This is a genomic window from Streptomyces pallidus (ex Mingjun et al. 2026) (genome assembly GCF_051550185.1).
Taxonomy (GTDB): Bacteria; Actinomycetota; Actinomycetes; order Streptomycetales; family Streptomycetaceae; genus Streptomyces.
This window is the reverse complement of record NZ_CP196181.1, coordinates 1,563,640-1,587,918: the sequence shown is the minus strand read 5'-3', so window position 1 is coordinate 1,587,918 and position 24,279 is coordinate 1,563,640. Positions and strand designations below refer to the sequence as shown.

Annotated in this window: 22 protein-coding genes, 1 tRNA gene, 1 pseudogene and 1 riboswitch; of the genes and pseudogenes, 10 read left to right on the top strand and 14 right to left on the bottom strand. The window is 74.5% G+C overall.

Annotated features, from left to right (window positions below; all coding sequences use genetic code 11):
* The first annotated feature begins 24 nt into the window (after positions 1–24).
* A complete protein-coding gene (locus tag ACSHWO_RS06840) occupies positions 25–1,134 on the top strand; it encodes an MBL fold metallo-hydrolase (protein ID WP_438310442.1) in 1,110 nt (369 codons plus the stop codon).
* An 8-nt stretch (positions 1,135–1,142) separates the two neighbouring features.
* On the opposite strand, the gene ACSHWO_RS06835 is transcribed toward ACSHWO_RS06840, so the two are convergent.
* On the bottom strand, positions 1,143–1,781 hold the full coding sequence (locus ACSHWO_RS06835; protein WP_385805022.1) for a DedA family protein: 639 nt from the start codon (positions 1,779–1,781) through the stop codon (positions 1,143–1,145).
* 35 nt (positions 1,782–1,816) lie between these two features.
* A complete protein-coding gene (locus tag ACSHWO_RS06830; protein WP_385804891.1) occupies positions 1,817–2,593 on the bottom strand; it encodes an MBL fold metallo-hydrolase in 777 nt (258 codons plus the stop codon).
* 139 nt (positions 2,594–2,732) lie between these two features.
* On the opposite strand from ACSHWO_RS06830, the gene ACSHWO_RS06825 reads away from it, so the two are divergent.
* From ACSHWO_RS06825 to ACSHWO_RS06810, 4 genes are all read left to right on the top strand, one after another.
* Positions 2,733–3,137: a hypothetical protein gene (locus ACSHWO_RS06825; RefSeq protein WP_361092084.1), complete on the top strand. Its 405-nt coding sequence runs from the start codon at positions 2,733–2,735 to the stop codon at positions 3,135–3,137.
* Positions 3,138–3,322: 185 nt separating this feature from the next.
* The gene (locus ACSHWO_RS06820) at positions 3,323–5,515 is read left to right on the top strand and encodes a phage holin family protein (protein WP_438310441.1); all 2,193 of its coding nucleotides are present in this window, start codon (positions 3,323–3,325) and stop codon (positions 5,513–5,515) included.
* Positions 5,516–5,588: 73 nt separating this feature from the next.
* On the top strand, positions 5,589–6,983 hold the full coding sequence (locus tag ACSHWO_RS06815) for an amino acid permease (protein ID WP_385804889.1): 1,395 nt from the start codon (positions 5,589–5,591) through the stop codon (positions 6,981–6,983).
* A gap of 55 nt (positions 6,984–7,038) precedes the next feature.
* Complete coding sequence (locus ACSHWO_RS06810; RefSeq protein ID WP_361092089.1) at positions 7,039–7,479, top strand: SRPBCC family protein; 441 nt, start codon at positions 7,039–7,041, stop codon at positions 7,477–7,479.
* Between the two features lie 82 nt (positions 7,480–7,561).
* Here the strand turns inward: ACSHWO_RS06810 and ACSHWO_RS06805 are convergent, their stop codons facing one another.
* The gene (locus tag ACSHWO_RS06805; RefSeq protein ID WP_361092092.1) at positions 7,562–9,175 is read right to left on the bottom strand and encodes an RNA polymerase sigma factor; all 1,614 of its coding nucleotides are present in this window, start codon (positions 9,173–9,175) and stop codon (positions 7,562–7,564) included.
* 235 nt (positions 9,176–9,410) lie between these two features.
* Positions 9,411–9,918, bottom strand: a pseudogene (locus ACSHWO_RS06800) (hypothetical protein).
* A gap of 154 nt (positions 9,919–10,072) precedes the next feature.
* A riboswitch (ZMP/ZTP riboswitch) is annotated at positions 10,073–10,159 on the top strand.
* A 63-nt stretch (positions 10,160–10,222) separates the two neighbouring features.
* On the opposite strand from ACSHWO_RS06800, the gene ACSHWO_RS06795 reads away from it, so the two are divergent.
* Positions 10,223–11,092 (top strand): bifunctional 5,10-methylenetetrahydrofolate dehydrogenase/5,10-methenyltetrahydrofolate cyclohydrolase, encoded by an 870-nt coding sequence (locus tag ACSHWO_RS06795; protein WP_361092098.1) that lies wholly within the window; start codon positions 10,223–10,225, stop codon positions 11,090–11,092.
* A gap of 202 nt (positions 11,093–11,294) precedes the next feature.
* Positions 11,295–12,554 (top strand): NADH:flavin oxidoreductase/NADH oxidase family protein, encoded by a 1,260-nt coding sequence (locus tag ACSHWO_RS06790; RefSeq protein WP_385804888.1) that lies wholly within the window; start codon positions 11,295–11,297, stop codon positions 12,552–12,554.
* Between the two features lie 91 nt (positions 12,555–12,645).
* Here ACSHWO_RS06790 and ACSHWO_RS06785 read toward each other — a convergent pair whose 3' ends face one another.
* The 4 genes from ACSHWO_RS06785 to ACSHWO_RS06770 all read right to left on the bottom strand — a co-directional run bounded on the left by ACSHWO_RS06785 (position 12,646) and on the right by ACSHWO_RS06770 (position 17,093).
* A complete protein-coding gene (locus ACSHWO_RS06785; RefSeq protein WP_438310440.1) occupies positions 12,646–13,845 on the bottom strand; it encodes an MAB_1171c family putative transporter in 1,200 nt (399 codons plus the stop codon).
* A complete protein-coding gene (locus ACSHWO_RS06780) occupies positions 13,842–15,332 on the bottom strand; it encodes an NAD(P)/FAD-dependent oxidoreductase (protein WP_438310438.1) in 1,491 nt (496 codons plus the stop codon). The genes ACSHWO_RS06785 and ACSHWO_RS06780 overlap by 4 nt, the downstream gene beginning before the upstream one ends.
* Positions 15,333–15,456: 124 nt before the next feature.
* Positions 15,457–16,020, bottom strand: coding sequence for a toxin-antitoxin system, toxin component (locus tag ACSHWO_RS06775; RefSeq protein ID WP_361092110.1), 564 nt, complete (start codon positions 16,018–16,020; stop codon positions 15,457–15,459).
* The gene (locus ACSHWO_RS06770; RefSeq protein ID WP_385804886.1) at positions 16,017–17,093 is read right to left on the bottom strand and encodes a hypothetical protein; all 1,077 of its coding nucleotides are present in this window, start codon (positions 17,091–17,093) and stop codon (positions 16,017–16,019) included. The genes ACSHWO_RS06775 and ACSHWO_RS06770 overlap by 4 nt, the downstream gene beginning before the upstream one ends.
* A 355-nt stretch (positions 17,094–17,448) precedes the next feature.
* On the opposite strand from ACSHWO_RS06770, the gene ACSHWO_RS06765 reads away from it, so the two are divergent.
* On the top strand, positions 17,449–17,895 hold the full coding sequence (locus ACSHWO_RS06765; protein WP_438310436.1) for a hypothetical protein: 447 nt from the start codon (positions 17,449–17,451) through the stop codon (positions 17,893–17,895).
* Here ACSHWO_RS06765 and ACSHWO_RS06760 read toward each other — a convergent pair.
* Positions 17,881–18,687, bottom strand: a complete 807-nt coding sequence (locus tag ACSHWO_RS06760; RefSeq protein WP_438310435.1) for a helix-turn-helix domain-containing protein — start codon at positions 18,685–18,687, stop codon at positions 17,881–17,883. The genes ACSHWO_RS06765 and ACSHWO_RS06760 overlap by 15 nt on opposite strands.
* A gap of 176 nt (positions 18,688–18,863) precedes the next feature.
* Here ACSHWO_RS06760 and ACSHWO_RS06755 point away from each other — a divergent pair, with 176 nt between their 5' ends.
* A complete protein-coding gene (locus ACSHWO_RS06755) occupies positions 18,864–19,169 on the top strand; it encodes a 4a-hydroxytetrahydrobiopterin dehydratase (protein WP_361092121.1) in 306 nt (101 codons plus the stop codon).
* A gap of 44 nt (positions 19,170–19,213) precedes the next feature.
* Here ACSHWO_RS06755 and ACSHWO_RS06750 read toward each other — a convergent pair whose 3' ends face one another.
* Genes ACSHWO_RS06750 through ACSHWO_RS06740 form a run of 3 tightly spaced genes read right to left on the bottom strand, consistent with a single transcriptional unit; the run spans position 19,214 to position 22,455 of the window.
* Positions 19,214–19,639, bottom strand: a complete 426-nt coding sequence (locus tag ACSHWO_RS06750; protein ID WP_385804882.1) for an RICIN domain-containing protein — start codon at positions 19,637–19,639, stop codon at positions 19,214–19,216.
* A 12-nt stretch (positions 19,640–19,651) separates the two neighbouring features.
* Complete coding sequence (locus tag ACSHWO_RS06745; RefSeq protein WP_438310434.1) at positions 19,652–20,500, bottom strand: aldo/keto reductase; 849 nt, start codon at positions 20,498–20,500, stop codon at positions 19,652–19,654.
* Positions 20,501–20,556: 56 nt separating this feature from the next.
* Entirely contained in the window at positions 20,557–22,455 is a 1,899-nt protein-coding gene (locus ACSHWO_RS06740; protein WP_385804881.1) for an AMP-dependent synthetase/ligase, read from the bottom strand.
* A 335-nt stretch (positions 22,456–22,790) separates the two neighbouring features.
* On the opposite strand from ACSHWO_RS06740, the gene ACSHWO_RS06735 reads away from it, so the two are divergent.
* A complete protein-coding gene (locus tag ACSHWO_RS06735) occupies positions 22,791–22,958 on the top strand; it encodes a hypothetical protein (RefSeq protein WP_438310432.1) in 168 nt (55 codons plus the stop codon).
* A gap of 61 nt (positions 22,959–23,019) precedes the next feature.
* On the opposite strand, the gene ACSHWO_RS06730 is transcribed toward ACSHWO_RS06735, so the two are convergent.
* Positions 23,020–23,104 (bottom strand) — tRNA-Leu (locus ACSHWO_RS06730).
* A gap of 194 nt (positions 23,105–23,298) precedes the next feature.
* Positions 23,299–24,240 (bottom strand): beta-ketoacyl-ACP synthase III, encoded by a 942-nt coding sequence (locus tag ACSHWO_RS06725; RefSeq protein ID WP_438310431.1) that lies wholly within the window; start codon positions 24,238–24,240, stop codon positions 23,299–23,301.
* Positions 24,241–24,279 lie beyond the last annotated feature (39 nt).

The following is a 24,279-nucleotide window of genomic DNA, read 5'->3' as shown; positions in this document are numbered from 1 at the left end:
GACACGACGAGCGGAGACTTCTCGATGAGGGACCACCCCCGCGCCGCCGCCCCACCGGCCCACGTCCCCCCGACGTCCGCCCCGCCGCCCGCGGTCCCGCCGTCCCCCGCCAGCTCGGGCCCGACCGCGCCGGTGCCCGTCACGCCGGCGGCCGCCCGGCGCGGGGTCGGCGGGTTGCGGCCCGTGGGGGAGCGGCGGAGGTGGCCGCGGTCGTTCGCCGATCGGCTGACCACTCCGCTGCCCGGGCTGCGCGCCTACGCCCGGCTCGCCCGTGAAGGCGTCTTCCGGCCCGGCCCCGAAGGCCTGCGCGGCATCCCCGACCTGCCCTACGCGCCGGGTCCGCTCCCCGACCTCGCCCCCGGCACCGCCTGCGTCACCTGGGCGGGACACGCCAGCTGGGTGGTGCGGACCGGTGGGCTGACCATCCTCACCGACCCCGTCTGGTCCCGTCGGATCCTCGCCACCCCGCCCCGGATGACCCCCGTCGGGATCCGCTGGGAGGACCTGCCGCCCGTCGACGCGGTGGTGATCAGCCACAACCACTACGACCACCTCGACGCCCCGACCCTCCGGCGGCTGCCCCGGCACACCCCCCTCTTCGTCCCGGCCGGCCTCGGCCGCTGGTGCCGCCGCCGCGGCTTCACCCGCGTCACCGAGCTCGACTGGTGGGAGGCCGCGGAACTGCGCGGTGTGCGCTTCGACTTCGTCCCCGCCCACCACTGGTCGAAGCGGTCCCCCGTCGACACCTGCCGCACCCTGTGGGGTGGCTGGGTCCTCACCGACACCCGGTCCGCGACCCCGCGCACGGTGTACTTCGCCGGCGACACCGGGTACGGCCGCTGGTTCGCCGAGATCGGCCGCCGCCACCCCGGCATCGACCTGGCCCTGCTGCCGATCGGCGCCTACGCACCCCGCTGGTGGCTGTGCGACGTCCACACCGACCCCGAGGAGGCCGTGCAGGCCTGCCGCGACGTCGGGGCCCGCCGGATGGCGCCGATGCACTGGGGCACGTTCGTCCTGTCCGCCGAGCCGGTCATGGAGCCCCTGCACCGGGCCCGCGCCGCCTGGGCCCGCGCCGGCCTGGACCGCGGCGACCTGTGGGACCTGCCCGTGGGGGCGTCCCGCGCCTGGTGACCGTCCCGCTAACGCGCCTCCCGCGGCCGCGGCCGCAGCCGACGCCATACCGCCGGCGCCGCGCTCACCAGCAGGGCCAGCGCGACCGCCGCCACCACGCCCTGCCACGGCTCCGTGAACAGCGCCCCGCCCAGGATCCCGATCAGCCCGTACGTCGCCGCCCACGCCACGCACGCCGGCAGGTCGCCCCGCGCGAACCGCCCCAGCGGCAGGTGCGCCAGCAGGCAGGCCACCATGACCGGGATGCGCCCCGCGGGTACCAGCCGGGACAGCACGAGCACCAGCACCCCGTGCTCGTCCAGCCGCCGCCGGGCCTGCGCAAGCCGCTCCGGCGCGGCCCGGGCGCGCAGCGCCTCCACCCACCGGGAGCCGCCGGGGGACCGCACCCCGCGCTGCCCGATCCAGTACAGGGCGACGTCCCCGGTGAACGCCGCCGCCGCGGCCACCGCGAACACCGCCAGCACCCCCACCGGCGGCTGCTGCTGATGGAACGCCACCACCGCCGCCGAACTCACCAGCGCCCCCGTCGGCACCACCGGCACCAGCGCCCCCAGGGCGACCAGCACGAACAGCGCCGGGTAGCCGACCGCCTGCTGCGTGGTCTCCGGCGGCACCCGCCCGACCGCCGTCACCGCCGCCGTCGTCACCGACACCGCCGTCGTCGCCGCCAGCCCGGGCGCCGTCACGGCAGCCGCACCCGATCCCCGTGACCCGGCACCCGGACCGCCACCTTCGGCGCGAGCCGCCCGGCGTGCCGCAGGAACTCCTCGCCCGGCGCATGGAACTCGTGCGGCCGCACCGCGTCCAGCCCGATCGGCCAGTACGTCCCGTAGTGCACCGGCACCGCCGCGGCCGGCGCCAGCGAGGCCAGCGCCCGGGCCGCCCGGCCCGCGTCCAGGTGCCCCGGCCCCAGGTAGGGGCCCCAGCCGCCCACCGGCAGCAGCGCCACGTCCACCGGCCCGACCTCCTCGGCCATCGACGCGAACAGCCCCGTGTCCCCCGCGAAGTACGTCCGCCGGGTGCCCTCCACCACGTACCCGAGCGCCGGCGCCAGGTGCGGCCCGAACGGCAGCCGCCGCCCGTCGTGCCGCGCACTGACGGCCCGCACCGTCACCCCGGGGCCCACGCCCACCTCGTCCCCCGGGACCACCTCCGTCACCGTCAGGGACCGCACCGCGGCCAGCCGCCCCAGCTGCGGCACGGCCTGCCGCGCCCCGCGCGGCACGACCAGCCGGGTCCCGGGCGCCAGCCGGGCCAGGGAGGGCAGGTGCAGGTGGTCGGCGTGCAGGTGCGACACCACCGCCACGTCGGCCCGGGCGGCCTCCGGCGGCGGCAGCGCCCCCCTCCGCCGGCGCAGGTGCGCCAGCCGCCGGGCGAACAGCGGGTCCGTCAGCACCCGCACCCCGGAGTCCTCGACCGTGCAGGCGGCATGCCCCCACCAGGTGATCTCCACCGGCATCCGGCACCCCCGTCCCGTCGCGGCCCGGCACCGCACGAGCCGCACCCATGAGCCTAGATGCTGCCCGGCACCGGCGCCCGCAACCGAAAGCGTCCGCACCCCTCCTCCCGGGCCCCGGATCGGAGTAGGGTCGGGCGGCATGGATGAGCTGCGCGTGGCCGCGATCGCCAGCCTGGCCCCGCTCGAGGATCTGGACACCGACCCCTTCGCCGTGGACACCCGTAGCCAGCGCGCCATGTGCGACCGCTGGGCCGCCGACCAGGGCTACGTCGTCACCAGGGAGCTGCTCGTCTACGGGCTGCGCCCCGACCACTGCGCGTTGTGGTGCGACGTGGACGCCGGGCAGGTCGACCTGTTCGTCGCCCCCAACCACCGCGTGCTCGCCCGGGCGCTGCGCTCCGTCGAGGAGTTCGTCGCGGAGTGCCGGCGGCGCGGGGTGCGGCTGGAGACCTCGGGGCTCGACGAGCCGCAGTACACCTCGGCGATGAAGGCCGAGGTGCACCGCCGGCTCTCCATGCCGACGGCCGGATACGACGGCACCTGAACGCCGGGGCCGCACCTGACCGTCGGGGCCGCAGCCCCGTTCCGCCCGGCCCCGTTCCGCCCGGCCCGCCCGCGCCCCGGCCCCCGCTGTGCGACGCTGGACGAGGCGGCCAGGACCGCGGGCGGCGCGCGCGGGCCCGGGGTGCGTCCGGGCCGTGGCCGGGGGCGACACGAGGCGGGTGCGGCGTGCGGCGAGGACGGGTGCGGAGCACGGGCGGCGCCCTGCTCCGCGTGATCGTGGTCTGGGCGGTGTCCACCCTGACGATGCTGGCGCTGGCCGGCATCCTGCCCGATTTCCGGCTGCAGTCCGGCGACGGCGGGAGCATCACCCAGGTCGGGCTGACCGCGGCCTGGGGCGCCGGGGTGTTCGGCCTGCTGAGCGCGCTGGTGTGGCCGGTGCTGGTACGGGCCCTGCTGCTGGTCCCGGCCCTGGTGCTGGGGCTGCTCGTGTTCTTCCTCAACGGCTCCCTGCTGCTGATGGCGCTCCGCCTGGTCCCGTCCGGGCACGGTGAGGCGGCCCCCGAGACCGCGGTCGTGGTGGCCGCCGTGATGTCGGCCGTGGCCTCGGCGACCTCGACCGCCCTCGCGGTCCGTGACGACGACGCCTACCGGCGGCGGCTCCACCGGCTGGCGCGGCTCGCCGACCGGCGGCGCCGGCGCCGCCCGGGGGCGGGTGCGCCCGGTGCCCGGCCCACCCCGCCGGGCCTGCTCTTCCTCCAGCTCGACGGCGTCGGCCACCGGGTGCTGCGCGAGGCCGCGGCCGGCGGGGTGATGCCGACGGTGGCCGACTGGCTCGGGCGCAGCCACCGCATCACGTCCTGGCGCACCGACTGGTCCAGCCAGACCGGCGCCAGCCAGCTCGGCATCCTGCACGGATCCACCTTCGACGTGCCCGCCTTCCGCTGGTACGAGAAGGAGAGCGGCGAGGTGATGGTCTGCAACCGGCCCACCAGCGCCGCCGAACTCCAGCGCCGGGCCGTCGCCCGCACCGGGGACGGCGGGCTGCTCACCCTGGACGGGGCCAGCCGCGGCAACCTGTTCAGCGGGGGCGCCGACCAGCTGGCCCTGGTGCTGTCGGTCTCGGCCCGACGGGGCCGGGCGAACCGCTCGCGGGCCGGCTACTTCGCGTACTTCTCCGACCCGGCGAACGCCGTCCGCACCGCGGTCTCCTTCGTCGCCGAGGTCGGCCGGGAGATCGTCCAGTCGGTACGGGCGCGCTGGCGCGGCGAGGGGCCCCGGGTGTCCCGGGGCGGCCTGTACCCGCTGATCCGGGCCTTCGCGACGGTCGTCGAACGCGACGTGGTCGTGGCCGCGGTGATCGGCGACATGCTGGCCGGGCGCTCCGCGATCTACGCCGACCTGGTCGCGTACGACGAGGTCGCCCACCATTCGGGCCCGCGCGGCCGGGACACCGACCAGGTGCTGGCCCGGCTCGACCGCAGTCTCGCGCTCCTGGCGCGGGTCGCCGAGCACGCGCCGCGCACCTACCGGATCGTGCTGTTGTCGGACCACGGGCAGAGTCCGGGGGAGACCTTCCTGAGCCGGTACGGGCTGACCCTGAAGGACCTGGTCCGGGCGGGCTGCGGGCTGCCCGTCCCCCGCCGGGCCGGCACCACCCCCAGCGGGGCCGAGGCCCGGGCGGCGGTGCTGGCGGCCCTGCACCGGCCGGTGGAGGAGGGCGAGGAGGAGCAGCCCCGGCCGGGGCGCCCGGATCCGGTGGTGCTGGCCTCCGGCAACCTCGCGGTGATCTCCTTCCCGGACGTTGCGGGCCGGGCCCGGCGGGAGCGGATCGAGGAGGCGCACCCGGCCCTGCTGCCGACCCTGGCCAACCATCCGGGCATCGGGTTCCTGCTGGTGGACGGGGAGGTGCTGGGTCCGGGCGGGGCGACGGCCCGGCTGGCCGTGCCGGGGGAGGCGGAGGCCCTGCTGGCCCCGTTCGGGCCCGGGGCGGCCGAGGCGGTCCGGCGCAGTGACGGCTTCCCGCACGCCCCCGACATCATGGTGAACTCGGCGTACGACCCGGAGACCGGGCAGGTGCACGCCTTCGAGGAGCAGATCGGCTCGCACGGCGGCCTGGGCGGGGAACAAGGAGAGGCGTTCCTGATGTGGCCGGCGGAGCTGTCGGAGCCGGACCCGCCGGACCTCGTCGGCGCGGAGGCCGTGCACCGGGTGCTGCGGGGCTGGCTGCGGGAGCTGGACGGGCCGGAGGTGCCCTTGGGGCTGGCAGCGCCCCTCGGTCCGGAGGTGCCTCCGGGGCCGGGGGTGCCTCCCGGGCCGGAGCTGCCCTCGGGGGCGGAGGTGAAGGATCGGCGGTCAAGGGCCCCGCAGAACGGAATCCTTCCGTCCGCAGGGGTGTCCGCACCGGACGAAAGCCGTTGATTTGGCGGGGTCCCCACCGTGCCGGAGCATGTGTCGACCTGTCCGGCATGTGAAACACCCGAGGCGCGACCCCTTGAGCACCACCCCTGCCATAGCCCCGGCCCCCGAGGCCCCCGCCCCCGCCCCCGAGACCGCGGAGGGGAGCACGGGCGGCCCCCACGCCCGCCGCTTCGGCCTCCCGATCGCGACCTGCCTGGTCATGGGCAACATCATCGGCGGCGGCATCTTCCTGCTGCCCGCCTCCGTGGCCCCGTTCGGCACGATCAGCCTGGTCGCGTTCGGCGTGCTCACGCTCGGCGCGATCGCCCTCGCCCTGGTCTTCGGCCGGCTCGCCGAGCGCCTCCCGCAGACCGGCGGCCCGTACGTGTACGCCCGCGCCGCCTTCGGCGACTTCGCCGGCTTCCTCGCGGCCTGGACCTACTGGATCACCTCCTGGGTGTCGAACGCGGCCCTCGCCGTCGCCTCGGTCGGCTACCTGTCGGTGCTCTTCCCGGCCATCGGCGCGCACAAGTGGTCCATGTGCCTGGCGGCCCTGGCCATGCAGTGGCTCCCGGCGCTCGCCAACCTGGCCGGCACCCGCTGGGTGGGCGCCGTCCAACTCGTTTCCACCGTGCTGAAGTTCGCCCCGCTGCTGCTGGTGGCCGTGGGCGGGCTGTTCTTCTTCGACCCGGCCAACCTCGGCCCGTTCCAGGCCACCGGCCAGAGCCCGGCCGGCGCCCTCTCCGCCTCCGCGGCGATCCTCCTCTTCAGCTACCTCGGAATGGAGTCCGCCGCCGTCAGCGCCGGCGAGGTCCGCGACCCGGCCCGCAACGTCGGCCGGGCCACCATCCTCGGCACCATCGGCGCGGCCGTCGTCTACCTGCTGGGCACCCTCTCCGTGTTCGGCCTGGTCGCCCACGACCGGCTGGTCGACTCCGAGGCCCCCTTCACCGACGCCGTCAACGCCATGTTCGGCGGGACCTGGGGCGGCACCGTCGTCGCCTGCGCCGCCGTGATCTCGATGGCGGGCGCCCTGAACGGCTGGACCCTGCTCAGCGCGCAGACCCCGTACGCCGCAGCGAAGGACGGCCTCTTCCCGAAGGCCTTCGAGAAGAAGCAGCGGGGCGTCCCGGTGACGGGCGTGCTCGTGACCACTGCCCTGGCCTCCGCCCTGACCGTGTACAACTACACGGCCGGCTCCGGCGGCGTCTTCGAGGTCCTCGTCCTGGTCACCACCTTCACCGCGACCGTCCCCTACCTGCTCGCCGCCGCCGCGCAGATCCGTTTCCTGCTGGAGGGCAAGACCGAGCAGGTCGACCGCGGCCGCCTGGTCCGGGACGCCTCCCTCGCCGTCGCCGCCTTCGGCTTCTCGATGTGGCTGGTCGCGGGCTCCGGGTACGCCGCCGTCTACCAGGGCACCCTGTTCCTCTTCGCCGGTGTCCTCGTCTACGCGGTGATCGCCGCCCGCAAAGCCCGTGCGGCCGCCTGACCTGCGGGCGTAGTTTGGAATGAGAGGACAAGCAGGGGGGCGCTAAGGGGTCGCCATGTCCGCGATCAGAGAGACCATCGACATTTCCGCCAGTCCTGAGGACGTCTACGCCTACGTGACGGACCCCAGACACCTCCCGGAGTGGCAGGAGAGCGCCGTCTCCGCCCGAGCGCTGGACGGCGCGCCGCCCCACGTCGGGCAGCGGGTCGCCGTCACCCGGAGGATGGGCAAGCGGGAGTTCCCGATGACGATGGAGGTCAAGCAGCTCGACCCGCCGCGCAGTTGGCACATGGCGGGCGTGGACGGGCCCCTGCGCGGCCACGTCCACGGGGCCATCGAGCCGCTCGACGGCGGCAAGCGCTCCCGCCTGACCCTGGACCTCGAACTGGAGGGCCACGGCATCGGCAAGGTCATCGCCCCGCTCGTGGTCAAGCCCCACGTGCGCAAGGAGATGGCCCGCAACGAGGAGCGGCTGCGGAACCTCCTGGAGCACTGAACCCGCCGGTATGCGCAAGGCCCCCGTACCCCGCCCGTGAGGGTGGGTACGGGGGCCGGCGTGTTTCCGGCTGACCCGAGGATCAGTCGAGGTAGTCGCGCAGCACCTGGGAGCGCGACGGGTGGCGCAGCTTCGACATCGTCTTCGACTCGATCTGGCGGATGCGCTCACGGGTGACCCCGTACACGCGGCCGATCTCGTCCAGGGTCTTCGGCTGGCCGTCGTTCAGGCCGTAGCGCATGGAGACGACGCCCGCCTCACGCTCGGAGAGCGTGCCCAGGATCGACTGCAGCTGCTCCTGGAGGAAGGTGAAGGAAACCGCGTCGGCCGGGACGACCGCCTCGGAGTCCTCGATCAGGTCACCGAACTCGCTGTCGCCCTCCTCACCCAGCGGGGTGTGCAGGGAGATCGGCTCGCGGCCGTACTTCTGGACCTCGATGACCTTCTCCGGGGTCATGTCGAGCTCCTTGCCCAGCTCCTCCGGAGTGGGCTCGCGGCCGAGGTCCTGGAGCATCTGCCGCTGCACGCGGGCGAGCTTGTTGATGATCTCGACCATGTGGACGGGGATGCGGATGGTGCGCGACTGGTCGGCCATGGCACGCGTGATCGCCTGCCGGATCCACCAGGTCGCGTACGTGGAGAACTTGAAGCCCTTGGTGTAGTCGAACTTCTCCACGGCGCGGATCAGACCGACGTTGCCCTCCTGGATCAGGTCCAGGAAGAGCATGCCGCGGCCGGTGTAGCGCTTGGCGAGCGAGACCACGAGGCGGAGGTTGGCCTCCAGCAGGTGGTTCTTGGCCCGGCGGCCGTCCTCGACCAGGATCTCCAGCTCGCGCCGGTACGCGGGCTTGAGGTCCTCCTCCTCTTCGAGCTTGTACTCGGAGAACAGGCCCGCCTCGATGCGCTTGGCGAGCTCGACCTCCTGCTCGGCGTTGAGCAGCGGCACCTTGCCGATGAGCTTGAGGTAGTCCTTGACCGGGTCGGCGGTGGCACCGGCCACCATGACCGTCTGGGCCGGGGCGTCGTCCTCGTCCTCGTCGGACAGCACGAAGCCCTGGGCGCCCGGGGTCTCCTCCTCGACCTCGTCGACGAGCTCCTCGGTCTGCCAGTCCTCGCCCTCGATGGACGGGTTCTCGGCGTCGTCGCCGTCCTTGGCGGTGGTCTTCTTGGCCGCCGCGGTGGTCTTCTTGGCGGCGGTCTTCTTCGCCGCGGCCTTCTTGACCGTCCGCTTCTTCGGCTCGGCGGCGGCCTCCGCCGCCTCGGCCTGCGGTGCGGCGGCCGACGTGGCGGATATTGCCGGGGCCGGGACGGTGGCGGCCGAGGCAGCGGCCTGCGCCGCAGCGGCGGCGGCAGCAGCGGTCGCGGCCTTGCTGCGCGCGCCGATCGGACGCGGTGCGGCGACCTTCTTGGTCACGGTGCGGGCCGGGGCGGCGGCAGCCTTGCGGGGCTTCTTGGCGGCAGCCTTGGTGGCGGGGGCCGCGCTGACGTGGAGGGCGACACCCTCCTCGTCCAGGACCTGGTTCAGGCTGCGCAGGACCCGCTTCCACTGGTCCACCGGGATGCGGCCGGCCTCGAAGGCCTGGCGCACATCGTCACCGTTGATGTGACCCTGCTCGCGGCCGCGCTCGACGAGCGCGACCAGGGCCTCGGAATCGGCGATCTCCGGAGGGAACGTACGGGACGGGCTGAGCGACACAAGAAGCCTCTCGTTGCGAACAGATAAGGAGTGGGCGGACATCATCGCGCGGACTCGGGAAACAGACCGCGAGGGGTCTGTATTCCGGGGCCGCGCGAGGACACCTGTCGGTTCATCGGATGCCCGAGTCGATTCGTTACGCGCTGAATTGAGTGACCTGCGCCACGCTGTGGAGGCGCAACCGATCGGCCGGAAATCCGTCCGCGCGCCCGCGCCCCCGACACCGACCCTCGGTTCAGTCCGGTTTGCGGGCTTCGATGAGGAATCGGGCGGTATGGGCCACGAACGAGCCGTTCCGTTCGATCTCCTCGTGCAGCTCCTGCAGGCGGTCACGGTACTGGGCGACCGTGAAACCCGGAACCATCCAGATCACCTTGCGCAGGAAGTAGATCACCGCCCCGATGTCGTGTAACTCCGTCCGCAGCCGCTCGGAGCGCAGGTCGACGACCTCCAGCCCCGCCTTCGTGGCGTCGGCGACCGCGTCGTCGGGGTGCCGGGCCCGCCGGACCTCCTCCGGCTGCGGCCCGAGGAAGTCACTCGGTCGCCGCCGTCAGCCGAGGCAGCGGCCCCGCCCCGGCGAGCACCTCGCCCCCGCCGGTCTGGACGTCGAGCGCGGAGCCGACCCGGGCGAGCCGCTCGCCCAGCATGCGCTGGTAGCCCCAGGACGGCCGCTGCTCGGTGGCCCGGCCGTCGAGCCAGGAGAAGTCCCACCCCTCCACGGAGGCGGACTCGGCCTCCGCCACCTGGGGGTCCCCCCGGACGGAGTCTGGGGGAGGTCAAACGTGCGTGTCATGTCCCATATCGTTCCAGGGTCGGCGCCGGTGATCCACCGATTTGCCCGGGTCGCCCGCCCCGCAGCGGGCCCCCTCCGGCCGTCCGGGCCCGTCGACTACAGTGGAGGCGGGCCGTGACTGGCGTTCGGGTGGATCACCACCGGGGAGCGGCCCGGCGTACGGCACACCCGTCGTGCGTCCGGCGTACCGCGGGTACGCCGACTGCCGCGCGCCTGGGCGAACCGCGATCCGCAGCGACGCCCAGGAGACCCCTATGACGACTGCCACCGCCCGCCTCATGGACGGCACCGCCCTCGCCCGCCGCATCACCGAGCAGACCGCCGCGCACGCCGCCGCCGTCACGGAGCGCACCGGGAAGGCTCCCTGCCTCGCGACCGTCCTGGTCGGCGAGGACCCGGCCTCCGTCACCTACGTACGGATGAAGCAGAACCGCTGCGCCAAGGCCGGCATCACCTCCCGCCACGTGGAGCTGCCCGCGCAGACCACCACCGAGGAACTGGTCGCCGTGATCACCGGCCTCTCCGAGGACCCCGAGATCAGCGGCATCCTGCTCCAGCACCCGGTCCCGCACCACATCGACGAGCGCGCCGCCTTCGAGGCCATCGCCCCCGGCAAGGACGTCGACGGCGTCACCATGCACTCCTTCGCCGCCATGGGCTTCGGCCTGCCGGGCTTCGTCTCCTGCACCCCCGGCGGCATCATGCGCCTGCTCGCCGCCTACGACGTGGACCTCACCGGCAAGCACGCCGTGGTCGTCGGCCGCAGCGCCATCCTCGGCAAGCCCGCCGGCATGCTGCTGCTGGAGCAGAACGCCACCGTCACCTACTGCCACTCCCGTACGAAGGACCTGTCGTCGATCGTCCGCCAGGCCGACGTCCTGGTCGCCGCCGTGGGCAAGGCCGAGTTCATCCGCGGCGAGGACATCAAGCCGGGCGCCGTCGTCCTGGACGCCGGATACAACGAGGGCAACGTCGGCGACGTCCACTTCGAGTCCGCCGCCGCCCGCGCCTCGCTGATCACCCCGGTACCCGGTGGCGTCGGCCCGATGACCATCGCCGTACTGCTGGAGCAGACCGTGCAGGCGGCCGCCGCGCAGGCCGGCCTCGCCCTCGCCGACCTCTGACCGGCACCCCCTCGCACCCCGTACGTCCCGTACGTCCCGTACGTCCCGCACGCCCCGGGCCGCCCCGCCCGGGGCGCCCCGGGGCGCTGCGCGTTCCCGGGCGTCCCGGCCGGCAGGGGACTGACGCTTCTCGGACAGGTGGCGGTATCTTGTCGGCCGGATACGGATGACACGTGCCACACGCGGTCCGGGGGGAGCGCAGATGGACCTCTTCACGCCACTCGACCTGCCCCACGGCGGTCGACTGCCGAACCGACTGGCGAAGGCCGCGATGGAGGAGAGCCTCGCCGGGCCCGGCCAGCTGCCCGACGGGCGCATCGAGCACCTGTACCGCCGGTGGGCGCAGGGCGGCGCCGGACTGCTGATCACCGGGAACGTGATGGTGGACCGCCGGGCCCTGACCGCCCCCGGGACGATCGTCCTCGACGCGCACGCCCCGCTCGGCCCCTTCCGCCGCTGGGCCCGGGCGGCCTCGTCGGGCGGCGGCCAGGTCTGGATGCAGATCAACCACCCCGGCCGGCAGGTGGGCGCGGAGATGCCCGGCACCGCCTGGGCGCCGTCCGAGGTCGGGGTGAGCCTCGGCAGGCACACCAAGCGGTTCGCCCGCCCCACCGCGATGACCGAGGCCGAGATCCTGGCCACCGTGCACCGCTTCGCGGTCACCGCCCGGCGGGCCCGGGAGGCGGGCTTCCACGGCGTACAGATCCACGCCGCCCACGGCTACCTGCTCAGCCAGTTCCTCTCCCCGCTGGTCAACCGGCGCACCGACGGCTGGGGCGGCAGCCTCCCCAACCGGGTCCGGCTGCTCACCGAGGTCGTCCGGGCCGTCCGCGCGGAGGTCGGGAACGACTTCGCGGTCTCGGTCAAGCTGAACACCGCCGACTTCCAGCGCGGCGGCTTCGACACCGAGGACGCCGCCCGGGTCCTCGACGTCCTCGGCGGGCTCGGGGTCGACCTGGTCGAACTGTCCGGAGGCAGCGTCGAGAGCCCCGCCACCCTGGGCCGCACGGCCGACCTGCGGACCCTGGAGCGCGAGGCGTACTTCCTCGCCTTCGCCGAACAGTTCGTCGAGGCGGCCCCCCTGCCGCTGATGCTGACCGGCGGGATAGCCCGCAGCCAGACCGCGGGCCGGGTCCTGGACCGCGGCTTCGCGGTGGTCGGCCTCGCCTCCGCCCTGGCGTTCCGCCCCGACCTGCCGGCCCGCTGGCGCGCCGGGGAGGACGTGCGCGTCATCGTGGAACGGCTCCCGTGGAAGGACCGGGACCTGGCCGGCGCCGGGTTGCTGGCCTTCGTGCGCTTCCAACTGCACCGGCTGGCCCGCGGCCTGGAACCGCGGCCGCAGGCCTCGGCCCGGGCGGCGTTCGCCCTCGACCAGCTCAAGCACTGGCGCCGGGTCCGCGCCTACGGGGCCTGGCTCGCCAGCAACCCCGAACCCGGCCCGGAGGAAGCCGTGGCTGCCTGACGCCTGACGCCTGACGCCCGACGCCCGCTCGGCCCGCGCCCCGCTGCTCGGCCGCTGTCAGCCGCCCGCCGCCCGCCGGCCGCGGCCCGGCTCAGGCCGGACAGCCGTCGTGGCCGCCGCGCACGGCCGCCACGATCGGCGACGAGCGGAACTCCCGGGCCAGCGCCGCCAGCGGCGTCGAGTCCAGCCGGTACGGGTCGGGCGGCCCCTGGTCGGCGCCCTCCCGGTGCTCCCCGACGCAGCCCGCCAGCTCGGCGGCCTCCCGGCGCCGCACGGCCGCCGCGAGCATGGCCGCGTCCGCCACCAGCAGCGCCCGCGGCTCGGCCATCCCCTGGGCGCGCGCGGCCTCGTACGCGGCGCACCGCACCCCGGGGTCGAACCAGCAGCCCAGCGCCAGGATCCCGTCGTCGATCACCGACTCGCGGTGGATCAGCCGGATCCCGATCGGCGACCACCACGTCAGCGGTACCGTCCGCACGCTCGGCGAGGCGAAGCCGCGCAGCGCCTTCCACAGGGGGCGCAGCCGCCGGTAGCGGCTGTAGTCCCGCCAGGCGTCCGAGCCGCCCACCAGCGGCACGATGAACCCCGCCCCCACCATCAGGGCCGCCGACGCCGCGAGCGGCGGGGCCGCGTACGTGGACAGCCCGTCCCAGTCGCGGCCCGCCCACCGGGCGCCCACCGCCGCCCACTTCGCCCCCAGGTAGCCCAGGTCGAGCACCCCGCCGAGCACGATCAGCCCGAGCCCGGTGCGCAGCGGCCGCAGCGAGTGGTCGGCCCGCAGCAGCCACTTCCAGGCCAGGCCGGTCAGTGCCGAGCTGCCCGCCATGTGCGCCAGCAGGTAGCAGACGATCATCTCGCGCAGCCAGGGCGTGTTGGCGTAGTACGTGTCCAGGTCCCGCAACCGCTCGACCGGTGCGTCCCCCATCACGAACAGGAAGACGATGAGCAGGGCGACGCCCCCGAAGACCGCCGCGGTGAGCCGGGTCGCCCGGCGCAGCACCGCGGGCGGGCCGCCGCCCCAGTGCAGCACCAGGGCGACGCACGAACCCGAGAACGCGGTGAGCACCGCGTACACCAGCGGCGCCGAGAAATTGGTGATGCCCGTCGCACGGTTCACCGCGGAGATCGTCGGCGGTGCCGCCAGGAACATCACGAGGCAGCCGACCACCAGCAGGGTGCACACCGCCCGCATCAGCGGTTGGTCCCAGTTCCTCCGCAGGGTCGGCGCCTTGATCAGCAGCGCCAGGATCAGCACCGACCCCGGGACGTACAGGATGAGCCCGTCGTTCATCGCGCCTGGCCGACGGGGCCCACGGGATCGACGGGCCCGCCCGGGCCGGGGGCGGCCGCCGGTCCGGCCGCCGGACCGGCCCGCCCGGGTACCGGGTCGAGCCCCGCGACCGCCCGCTCGGCCGCGGTCAGCGGCGGTGCCTGCAGCGCACCCCGGTCGGAGGCGCGCAGCACCTGCCACACCACCGAGGGGCGCAGCCAGTACGTGGGCGGGCTGCTCATCGTGATGACCTGGAGGAACGCCGCCGTCAGCGCCTCCCGGGTCGTCGCGCCCGTCATCAGCCGGTTGACGTACGCGTTCAGCAGGCCGACCCCGGCCCGCGGCCGCATACCGGTGGCCCCGGGGTAGAGGATGTCCTGGGACGTGGCCAGCTCCCAGGCGGTGGCCACCATCGGGGCGAGCGCCCGCTGCGCCTCGCGGCCGAACGACGGGTGGGCGATCCCCTTGGTGCGCAGCAGCGCCCGTACGGCCAGCAGGCCCTGGGCGGCGACGGTCATGCCCTGCCCGTACAGCGGGTTGAAGGTGGCCACGGAGTCCCCGACGGCGAAGAACCCGTCGGGGAGGTCGGCCTTCTCGAAGTAGACCCGCCGGTTGGCGGTGCCCTGGGTGACGGCGACGTCGGTGAGCGGCTTGCGGCCCTTGAGGAGCTCCCCGACGATCGGGTCCCGGACGCCCTCGGCGAACGGGATGAACCGGTCGGGGTCGCCGGTGGGCTGGCCGCCGCGGGTGCCGGACAGGGTGACCTGCCACTGGCCGTTCTCGACGGGCACGATCGTCGCGGTCTGCCCGGGCACCGGAACCCGGGGGTCGGACTGCACGTTGACGATGGGGAAGCCCATCTCGTGCGCCCCGGGGGGCGCTTCGAAGATCCGGGTCGCGTACACCAGCCCGGAGTCCACCTGGGCCTGCCTGATCCCGCCCACCCCGAGCTGCTGGAGCCAGGCCCGGGCGCGGGAGCCGCGTCCGCTGGCGTCGACCACCAGGTCGGCGGTGACGAGCAGCCCCTCCTGCCCGGGGGTGTCGACGCGGACGCCGGTGACGCGGGCCGCCGTCCCCTCCAGGGCCCGCACCCGGCTCTGCTGCAGGGTGGTGACCCCGCTCAGGCCCGTGACGCGGGCGCGGACCACCGCGTCGAGCAGGTCGCGGCTGCACGAGATGTTGAACTGCTTCTCGCCGCAGCGGGGGATCCAGCCCTGTGCCGTCTTGGTGACCAGGTCGGTGGGCAGGCTCCGGCGGATGGCGCCGGCCGCCGTCCAGGCCCGGGTGATGCCCGGCAGGATCTTCTCGATGGCGCGCGCCCCGCCCGACCACATCACGTGGACGTGCCGGGCCTGGGGGAGTCCGCGCCGCGGCGCCGGGCTGTCGGGCAGCGTGTCGGCGTCGATGATCGTGACCTTCGCGTGCTCGGCGAGCACGGCCGCCGCGAGCAGGCCGGCCATGCTGCCGCCGATGACGACGGCGTGGCGGGGCGGGGTGGACTGGGTCATCGTGTGTGGTGGGCTCTCTGTCGGGGCCGTGCGGGGGCAGCGGCGCGTGAGGTGCGTCGGCGGGGCGGCGGGGCGGGCGGTCCGGTGGCCGCCGCGACGCCGGTCCGCGCCGCAGAGGGTGCACTCAACGGCCCCAGCCGAGCGAGGTCTTGATGCGCTCGATAGCCTCCGGGAACTGCTCCTGGCGGGGCGGCTGCAGGAAGGTCTTGAGGATCTTGCCGAGGTGCAGGCCGAAGGTCTCCGCGCGGATCTCCGCCGGGTCCTCCCGGTCGGCGCGGGCGGCCGCCTGCCGTACGACGCTGCCCAGGCCGTTCTCGGAGTGCAGCAGGTCCGCGAGGTCGCCGTGGCGTCCTGCGAGGCGGGCGGCCACCGCCATGCCGGGGCCGTGGCTGTCGCAGGTCCCCTCTTCGAGGTGCCATAACTCATGGCAGGCGATGACGAGTTGGTGCTCGGGCCGGGTGCGTTCCTCGATGATGAGCAGGTCCCGGTCGGCGAGCTCCAGCCACAGCCCGCTGGCCGTGTCCGGCGGGAACCCGGCGAACCGGAAGTCCACGCGCCGGCCGCCGCGCCTGCGGCCGTACGCCTCGCAGAGGCTTCCGACGATCGCGGCGGCATCGGCCGGCGGCGCCAGGCGCACCTCCGCCAGCAGATCCGCGCCGAGCTTCCGCATGGTCCGTGTGGTCCTCATGGCGCTCCCCCCTCGGCGGTGTCCGCACGGCCCCGTGCCGTGCGGGCGGGGTGTTCACGGTGTGCGGCCGGGCCCTCGATCAGGCCTTCGCGTGCCAGCAGGTCGTCCAGGTGGTCGGCGAGCGACTTCCAGCCCGCCGCGGACAGGCGGCCGGCCCGGGTGACGATGCTGCGGACGTCGTGCGCCCGCAGGACGGCGAGCATCGGGTCCTCCGCGTCCTTTTCGGCGGACCGCAGCTCGTACTCGATGCCGGCGAGGGCGGTGGCGAGGGCCTCGGTGTCGTCGGCCAGCAGGTAGCCGCCCTCGACCCCGTAGAAGCGCTGGATCCCGGCGGCCGCCGCGAGGTTGGGTAATCCCTCGCCGCGGGCCAGGCGGGTCAGCGACTGGCCGGACGCGTCGAAGGATTGGGCGATGGCGGTCAGCGAATGCGCCTGCCCGTCGGGCCGTCGGCGGGTGCGGCGCAGGTGCGTGAAACGCTGGTGGACCTGCTCCTTGAGCGGGAGCCGGGGCGGCCGGCCGTCGAGGGTCTGTGCGACCGCGTGCGGGGGCATGCCCGTCAGGTACGACAGGTGCTCCAGGTCGTCCGCGGCCCCGGATCCGGTCACCGCCGCGCCCGCGGCGGCCCTGGTGCATGCCTCGGCCGCGGTGGTGGCCAGGGCCCGCTCCACCGCGCTCTTGCTGTCGGCGAGGAGGAAGCCCGCGTACACCCCGAAGAACCTCTGCACACCGGCTGCGTGGCCCAGCCGGGGCAGCCCCGTGCCCGCGTTGAGCGGGCCTAAGGAGGCCCCGGGCGCGTCGAACTCGTCGGCGATGGTCGCCAGCGGCCACTCCCGGCCGTGCCGGTCGCGGCGCGTGCACCGCAGCCGCAGGAACCGCCGGTGCACCCGGTCGCACAGCGGGACCGGCGGCGCCGTCCCCGCCACGACGGCGGGAATCAGCTCCGGCTCCACCCCGCACAGCCGGCTCAGCCGCTCCGCGTCGAGCACCTCGGCCGGGTCCTGGCCGCGTCCCTCCGCCAACGCCGCGACGCGCGACCAGGTCGCGGCGAGGTCGGGCCGGGCGTCGGGTGTCACCGTGAGGTTCTCCGTGTGTCGACTGGACGTTCGAGAGATTCGGCAGTGTGAAGCCTAGCCCTCCGGGTCGCAGCGGAACACAAGAACCCCAACGTTTCTTGCGATGTGAGTCAAAGAAGGTTGGCCCGCCCCCACCCCGCCCACCACCCCGGCCTCCGCCTGTCCCTGCCCGGTCCGCCGCCGCACCGGGCCGACCGCCATGACCTCGGAGGTAATCGACCGCGCCGACGGGCGCGGGGCACAGTGGTCGCACCGGTTCGCGGAAGGGCGCGGGGCAATCCGCCGCCCCTCCCGGCCGGTCCGCCGCCGGCGCGCGCCGGCATCCGACCCCGACGCTCCCGGAGGCTGATCCGCCGTGTCCGCAACCCTGATCACCGGCCTCGCCCGCACCACCGCCCCGCAGACCGCGCTGCGCCGCTTCCTCGCCCTCGACGCCGTCGTCACCGGCGCCAACGGCCTGGCGTACGCCGCCTTCAGCGGCCCCGCCGGCCGGCTGCTCGGCATCGGGCCGGCCACCCTGTTCGGGCTCGGCCTCTTCCTCACCGCCTACGGCGCCGGCGTCGGCTGGCTGGCCTCCCGCCGCCGGCCCCCGGTCCTCGGCGTGCAGCTCGTCATCGAGGCCAACTGCGCCTGGGTCCTGCTCAGCCTGGCCTCGCTCCTCCTCTGGGACGCGCCCACCGCGGCGGGCCTGGCCTGGATCCCGGCCCAGGCCCTCACCGTGGGCGCCTTCGCCCTGCTCCAGCAGTTGTCGCTGCGCGCGGCCACGGCCACGGCCGGCACCGGGGCGTCACGGTCCCAGTGAGCGGAGGTACTTCACCGTTGCCGGGTCGGCCGGGAGCAGCGTCTCGATGGCCAGCTCGGCGACGGTCACGTCCATCGGCGTGTTGAACGTCGCGATGGACGACACGAACGACAGCCGGTGCCCGTCGTGCTCGATGACCAGCGGCAGCGCGACGTACGCAACGGGCTCGGCCGGTCCGGCGTCGCCCGGGCGGTCGGCCACCGGGTACGCGGCGACCTCCTCGTACAGCGCGCGCAGCGGGGCGGAGCGGGCCAGTGCGATCTGCCGCTCCATCTGGGCCAGCAGGTGGCCCCGCCACTCCTTGAGGTTGTGGATCCGCGGCGCCAGCCCCTGCGGGTGCAGGGTGATCCGCATCGCGTTCAGCGGCGGGGTCAGCAGGTGCTCCGGCAGCCCGTCGAGCAGCATGGCGACGCCCCGGTTGGCGGCGACCACGTCGTACACGGCGTTCACGACCAGCGCCGGGTACGGCTCGTAGCCCGTCAGCAGCCGCTCCAGGGCCTCGCGCAGGGTGCCCATCGCCGGGTCGTCCAGCGGGGTCTGTGCGTACCGGGGGGCGTATCCGGCTGCGAGGAGCAGCGCGTTCCGCTCGCGCACGGGGACGTCGAGGCGGTCCGCGAGCCGCAGCACCATCTCCTGGCTGGGCCTGGACCGGCCGGTCTCGATGAAGCTGATGTGACGCGCGGAGGAGTCGGCGCGGCCCGCCAGCTCCAGCTGGCTGATGCCCCGCCGCTCGCGCCAGGCGCGCAGGAGGGAACCGACCGACCCGCTGTCCGCCCGTGTCGTCGTCGCCATGCGCATGACGCTACCTCAGGAAGCCTTCCCGCAGGTCGACCGCGTTCCGCCGAGCGGGACCCGGCCGTCGCGGAAAGGACCCGCGACCGGCCGCGCGCACCCTTCCCCGAGGCGCCCGGTGTGGGAACCTTGACCCCACGTCAGGAGTTCGTCCCGTACGGGGAAGGAGCATGCCGATGGCAGCCGAACCGCTTTCGCAGAAGGAGATCGAGGACCGGTTGCGGGAACTGCCCGGATGGGCGTTCGAGGACGACCGGATCATCCGCACCTACCGGCTGGGCTCCCACGTCGCGGCGAGCGCGCTCGTCGCCCACATCGCCGCCGTGCAGGACGAGCTGAACCACCACTCCGACCTCACCCTCGGCTACAACACCGTCCGCCTGTCCGTGAACACCCACAGCGCCGGCGACTCCGTCACCGAGACCGATTTCGCCCTCGCGGAGCGCGTCGAGGCCCTCGCCCCCGCCCACGGCGCGAGCTGACACCGCCCGGGGCCCCGGGGCCGGGCCCCGGGGCGGGGCAGCGGTCAGACGGGCTCCAGCCGCCACCACTGCGCGGGCGAGTCGGTGTCCTCGCACTGCCGGGCGAGGCCCTCCTCGTCCGCCTCCAGCGACAGCCCGCTGATACAGGCGACCAGGGACACGACCCCCGGATCGTCGAGGTGCTCCTCGACGATCCACTCCTGCGCGCCGAACGCGTTCGGCCGCCACACCTGGACCCTGGCCCCGCTCTCCGTCGACGCGTTCGCCACGTCCAGCCGCCTGTCGCTGTGCACGTTCACGACGTGGACGATCCCGCCGCCGCTGTGCACGGGCGAGATCCGCCACTCCAGCGCCGCCGGCGGCGCCGGCGGGCCCTGCGGGCCCACCCCCACCCGGTTGCCGCTCTCCTCCCGCAACAGCAGCCCGCTCGCCACGTTCCGTACCCGGTACACCCCGTCGGGGACACCCATTGCGGCCCCCGCTCAGAGGTCGCAGACGGCCGGGTCCGGCCCGAGCCGCCCCGCCTGCGGACCCTCGGCGAGGGCGCCGAGCGCGGCCATGTCGGCGGCGTCGAGCTCGAAGCCGAACACGTCCAGGTTCTCCCGGATCCGCGACGGCGTCACCGACTTCGGGATCGCGACGTTCCCGAGCTGCAGGTGCCAGCGCAGCACCACCTGGGCCGCCGAGCGGCCGTGCCGGGCGGCGACCTCGGCGACCTCGGGCAGCCCCAGCAGCGCCGGCCCCTGGCCGAGCGGGGACCACGCCTCGGTGACGATGCCGCGGCGCGCGTGCTCGGCACGCAGTTCGGCCTGCGGGAACAGCGGGTGCAGCTCGACCTGGTTCACGGCCGGCACCAGCGAGCTGCGCCCCGCCAGCCGGTCCAGGTCCACCGGGCGGAAGTTGGACACGCCGACGGCCCGGGCCCGCCCGCCCGCCGCGATCTCCTCGAACACCTCCCAGATGTACAGGAAGTCGTCGCGCATCGGACGCGGCCAGTGGATCAGGTACAGGTCGACGTAGTCGAGGCCGAGCCGGGAGAGCGAGTCCTCGAACGCGCGCAGCACCTCCTTGCGGCGCCACCGCCGCTTCGCGCTGTTCCACAGCTTGGTGGTGACGAACAGCTCCTCGCGCGGCAGCCCGGACGCGGCGACGGCCTTCCCCGTGCCCGGCTCGTTGCGGTACACGGACGCCGTGTCGATGCTGCGGTAGCCCGCCTCCAGCGCGGTCCCGACCGCGCGTTCGGCCTCGTCGTCGGGGATCTGCCAGACACCGAAGCCGAGCCGGGGCATCGAGCTGCCGTTGTTGAGCGTGATCGCGGGGACCTGGTTCACGTGCTGTCGTTCCCTCGGGGGTCGCCGGGGCGCCGCCGCGGGGGCGTCGCCGGATCTCATCGGATGTCGTCGGGAACCGGCCGCCGCACCGCCGTATTCCCGCTGCGCGGCCCGAATGCACCGGGCGCGGCGTCGGGCCCGTACAGGGCGGCGACCTCCTGCGCGTACGCCTTCTCGATCGCCCGCCGCTTCAGCTTCAGAGAAGGCGTCAGCAGCCCCCGCTCCTCCGTGAACTGCTCCTCCAGCACCCGGAACGCCCGGATCGCCTCCGCCCGGGACACCAGCGTGTTCGCCGCCACCACCGCCCGCCGCACCTCCGCCTTCAGGTCCGGGTCGTGGACGAGCTGGGCCGGCGGCCGCTGCGGCAGCCCGCGCATCGACAGCCAGTGCGCGATGCCCTCCGGATCCAGGGTGACCAGCGCGGCCACGTACGGCCGGTCGTTGCCGACGAGCACGCACTGCGCGACCAGCGGGTGCGAACGCACCCGCTCCTCCAGGGCGGCCGGTGCGACGCTCTTGCCGTTGGAGGTCACCAGGATCTCCTTCTTCCGCCCGGTGATGGTGAGGTAGCCGTCCTCGTCCAGCCGCCCCAGGTCACCGGTCGCCAGCCAGCCGTCGCGCAGCACGGCCCGCGTGGAGCGGGAATCGCCCAGGTACCCGGAGAAGACGTGCGGCCCGTGCAGCCACACCTCCCCGTCCTCGGCGATGTGCACCGCACTGCCCGGGATCGGCCGGCCCACCGTGCCGTACCGGACCGCCCCCGGCGGGTTCGCGGTCGCCGCCGCGCAGCACTCCGTCAGCCCGTACCCCTCGAACACCGTGATCCCGGCCCCGTCGAAGAACAGCCCCAGCCGGCGCGACATCGCCGACCCGCCCGACATGGCGTGCCGCACCCGCCCGCCCAACGCCGCACGGACCTTCCCGTACACCAGCCGCTCGAAGAGCCGGTGCTCCACGCGCAGCGCGGCCGACGGGCCGGCCCCCGTACCGAACGCCTTCTGCTCACGCGCCTCCGCGTACCGCACGGCCGTCTCGACGGCCCGGTCGAAGGGCCCGACGCGCCCCTCCGCCTCCGCCGTGCGGCGGGCCGCCGCGAACACCTTCTCGAAGACGTGCGGGACGCCCAGGACGAACGTCGGCCGGAACGCGGCGAGGTCCGGCAGCAGCTCGGCCGCGGCCAGCACCGGCTGGTGCCCCAGCTTGACCCGGGACCGGACGGCCGCCACCTCCACCATCCGGCCGAAGACGTGCGCGAGCGGCAGGAACAGCAGGGTGGACGGCTCCTCGCCGGGTCCGGCCCGGAACACGGACTCCCAGCGGGCCACGAGCGTGTCCGCCTCGTACATGAAGTTGCGGTGCGTCAGCACGCAGCCCTTGGGGCGCCCCGTCGTCCCGGAGGTGTAGATGACGGTCGCGACGGCGTCGGGCGTGACCGCGGCGCGGTGCCGGTGGACCACGTCCTCGGCGACCCCGCGGCCGGCGGCGAGCAGCGACTCGACGGCCCCGGCGTCGAGCTGCCACAGCCGGCGCAGCTGCGGCAGCCCCTCGACGACCGAGCCGACGGTCATCGCCTGGTCCTCGTTCTCCACGACGCACGCCGTGCACCCGGAGTCGGACAGGATCCACTCCACCTGCTCGGCGGAGGAGGTCGGATACACGGGGACGGGCTGCGCGCCGACCGCCCACAGCGCGAAGTCGAACAGCGTCCACTCGTACCGGGTACGGGACATGACGGCGACCCGGTCCCCGAACCGGACCCCCTGTGCCAGCAGCCCGCGCGCCAGCCCGAGCACCTCGGCGGCGAACTCCCCCGAGGTCACGTCCTGCCAGCCGCCGCCCCGCTTGCGCCCCAGCACCACCCGGCCGGGATCTTCGAGGGCGTACCGGAACACGCAGTCGGCGAGCCCGCCGACGGGTGCGTCCGTGACGCCCGGTGGGACCGTGACCTCGCGCATGCCCCGCTCCTCTCCCCGCAGCGCGGCGACGCTACCCGACCCCTCCGCCGCGGTGATCACCCCCGAAGGACCTCCACAACACCTCCCCACCGTCCCGCACCCCCGAACCCGGAAGTCCCCTGCAAAGACGCCGGGCCTCCGGCGGCCTTGCACTCGGGCCCGCCGACACTGAGCAGGGCAGCCTGGGAGGTCGGGCCCACGGCGCCCAGCACGGCGAGCATCACGGCGGCCGCGAACCGGGAATGCGTGTGTGCATGGCGGAACTCCCGTGATGGCGGCGATGGAGTCGTCTCCAGGCTCGCTCCGCCCGGCGGCCCGGCGCACGCCCCATCTACGTGGACGTGACACCGCCCGGGGAGAGGAAGAAGTTCGACTCCGACCACCCCAACGAGAACGAGGAGATCACCGACCGCTACGGCCTCACGCTGGTGCGCGGCTCGGTGACGCAGGTCCCGTTCCCGGACCTCCTGAAGAGGGCCCAGGCGGCCCGCCCCGTCATGTGAGCGCCCGGCCGCAGTGTGGGCAACGCAGAAGGCCCCCGCTTTCGCAGGGGCCTTCCCGATGTGTCCGAGGGGGGACTTGAACCCCCACGCCCGATAAAGGGCACTAGCACCTCAAGCTAGCGCGTCTGCCATTCCGCCACCCGGACTAGGTGATCCGCCCCGGTCTCCCGCGGCGACATGGACAACAATAGCAGCAGTTCGGCGTGGTTCCGACCAGGTATTCGGCTCGGGGTGCGCGCTGACCTGCGGGCATGCCACCGGGCGGGTGCGGGACACGTCGTCTCGCACCCGCCCGGTGCTCCCACGGCCCCGACCGCCCGGCGGCGGCCACGGGCCACGGCTACGGGCAGCGGATGACCTGGCCCGCGTACGAGAGGTTCCCGCCGAAGCCGAAGAGGAGCACCGGGGCGCCCGAGGGGATCTCCCCGCGCTCCACGAGCTTCGACAGCGCCATCGGGATGCTCGCCGCCGAGGTGTTGCCCGAGTCGACGACGTCACGGGCGACGACCGCGTTCACCGCGCCGAGCCGCTGGGCCAGCGGCTCGATGATCCGCAGGTTCGCCTGGTGCAGGACCACACCGGCCAGGTCCTCCGGCGTGAGCCCCGCCTTCTCGCACGTCTGGCGGGCCAGCGCCGGCAGCCGGCTCGTCGTCCACCGGTACACGGACTGCCCCTCCTGCGCGAAGACCGGCGGGGTGCCCTCGATCCGGACGGCGTGCCCCATCTCCGGCACGGAACCCCACAGCACCGGCCCGATGCCCGGCTCCTCACAGGCCTCGACGACGGCCGCGCCGGCCCCGTCGCCCGTGAGGACGCACGTGGTGCGGTCGGTCCAGTCGGTGATCTCGGTCATCTTGTCCGCGCCGATGACCAGCGCGCGCCGCGCGGAGCCGGCCCGGATGGCGTGGTCGGCCGTGGCCAGGGCGTGGGTGAAGCCCGAGCAGACGACGTTGAGGTCCATGACGGCCGGACCGGCGCCCATGCCCAGCTTGGCGGCGACCCGGGCGGCCGTGTTGGGGGACCGGTCGATGGCCGTGGACGTGGCCACCAGCACGAGGTCGATGTCGTCCGGGATCAGGCCGGCGCTCGCGAGGGCCTTGCCCGCCGCGTGGTAGGCCAGCTCGTCCACCGGCTCGTCCGGACCCGCCATGTGGCGCGTGCGGATGCCGACCCGCGAGCGGATCCACTCGTCACTGGTGTCGACCATGGCCGCGAGGTCCTCGTTGGTGAGCACTCTCGCGGGCTGGTAGTGCCCCAGAGCCACCACGCGTGAACCGGTCATGGGCGGGAACCCCCCTCGTACGACTGCAGGACCATCCAG

What these genes read in the sequence shown, in the direction of transcription:
- ACSHWO_RS06840 (WP_438310442.1), top strand. Translation starts at nt 25, where the DNA reads ATGAGGGACCACCCCCGCGCCGCCGCCCCACCGGCCCACGTCCCCCCG.
- ACSHWO_RS06830 (WP_385804891.1), bottom strand. Translation starts at nt 2,593, where the DNA reads ATGCCGGTGGAGATCACCTGGTGGGGGCATGCCGCCTGCACGGTCGAG.
- ACSHWO_RS06825 (WP_361092084.1), top strand. Translation starts at nt 2,733, where the DNA reads ATGGATGAGCTGCGCGTGGCCGCGATCGCCAGCCTGGCCCCGCTCGAG.
- ACSHWO_RS06810 (WP_361092089.1), top strand. Translation starts at nt 7,039, where the DNA reads ATGTCCGCGATCAGAGAGACCATCGACATTTCCGCCAGTCCTGAGGAC.
- ACSHWO_RS06795 (WP_361092098.1), top strand. Translation starts at nt 10,223, where the DNA reads ATGACGACTGCCACCGCCCGCCTCATGGACGGCACCGCCCTCGCCCGC.
- ACSHWO_RS06790 (WP_385804888.1), top strand. Translation starts at nt 11,295, where the DNA reads ATGGACCTCTTCACGCCACTCGACCTGCCCCACGGCGGTCGACTGCCG.
- ACSHWO_RS06785 (WP_438310440.1), bottom strand. Translation starts at nt 13,845, where the DNA reads ATGAACGACGGGCTCATCCTGTACGTCCCGGGGTCGGTGCTGATCCTG.
- ACSHWO_RS06780 (WP_438310438.1), bottom strand. Translation starts at nt 15,332, where the DNA reads ATGACCCAGTCCACCCCGCCCCGCCACGCCGTCGTCATCGGCGGCAGC.
- ACSHWO_RS06775 (WP_361092110.1), bottom strand. Translation starts at nt 16,020, where the DNA reads ATGAGGACCACACGGACCATGCGGAAGCTCGGCGCGGATCTGCTGGCG.
- ACSHWO_RS06760 (WP_438310435.1), bottom strand. Translation starts at nt 18,687, where the DNA reads ATGGCGACGACGACACGGGCGGACAGCGGGTCGGTCGGTTCCCTCCTG.
- ACSHWO_RS06755 (WP_361092121.1), top strand. Translation starts at nt 18,864, where the DNA reads ATGGCAGCCGAACCGCTTTCGCAGAAGGAGATCGAGGACCGGTTGCGG.
- ACSHWO_RS06750 (WP_385804882.1), bottom strand. Translation starts at nt 19,639, where the DNA reads ATGGGTGTCCCCGACGGGGTGTACCGGGTACGGAACGTGGCGAGCGGG.
- ACSHWO_RS06740 (WP_385804881.1), bottom strand. Translation starts at nt 22,455, where the DNA reads ATGCGCGAGGTCACGGTCCCACCGGGCGTCACGGACGCACCCGTCGGC.
- ACSHWO_RS06725 (WP_438310431.1), bottom strand. Translation starts at nt 24,240, where the DNA reads ATGACCGGTTCACGCGTGGTGGCTCTGGGGCACTACCAGCCCGCGAGA.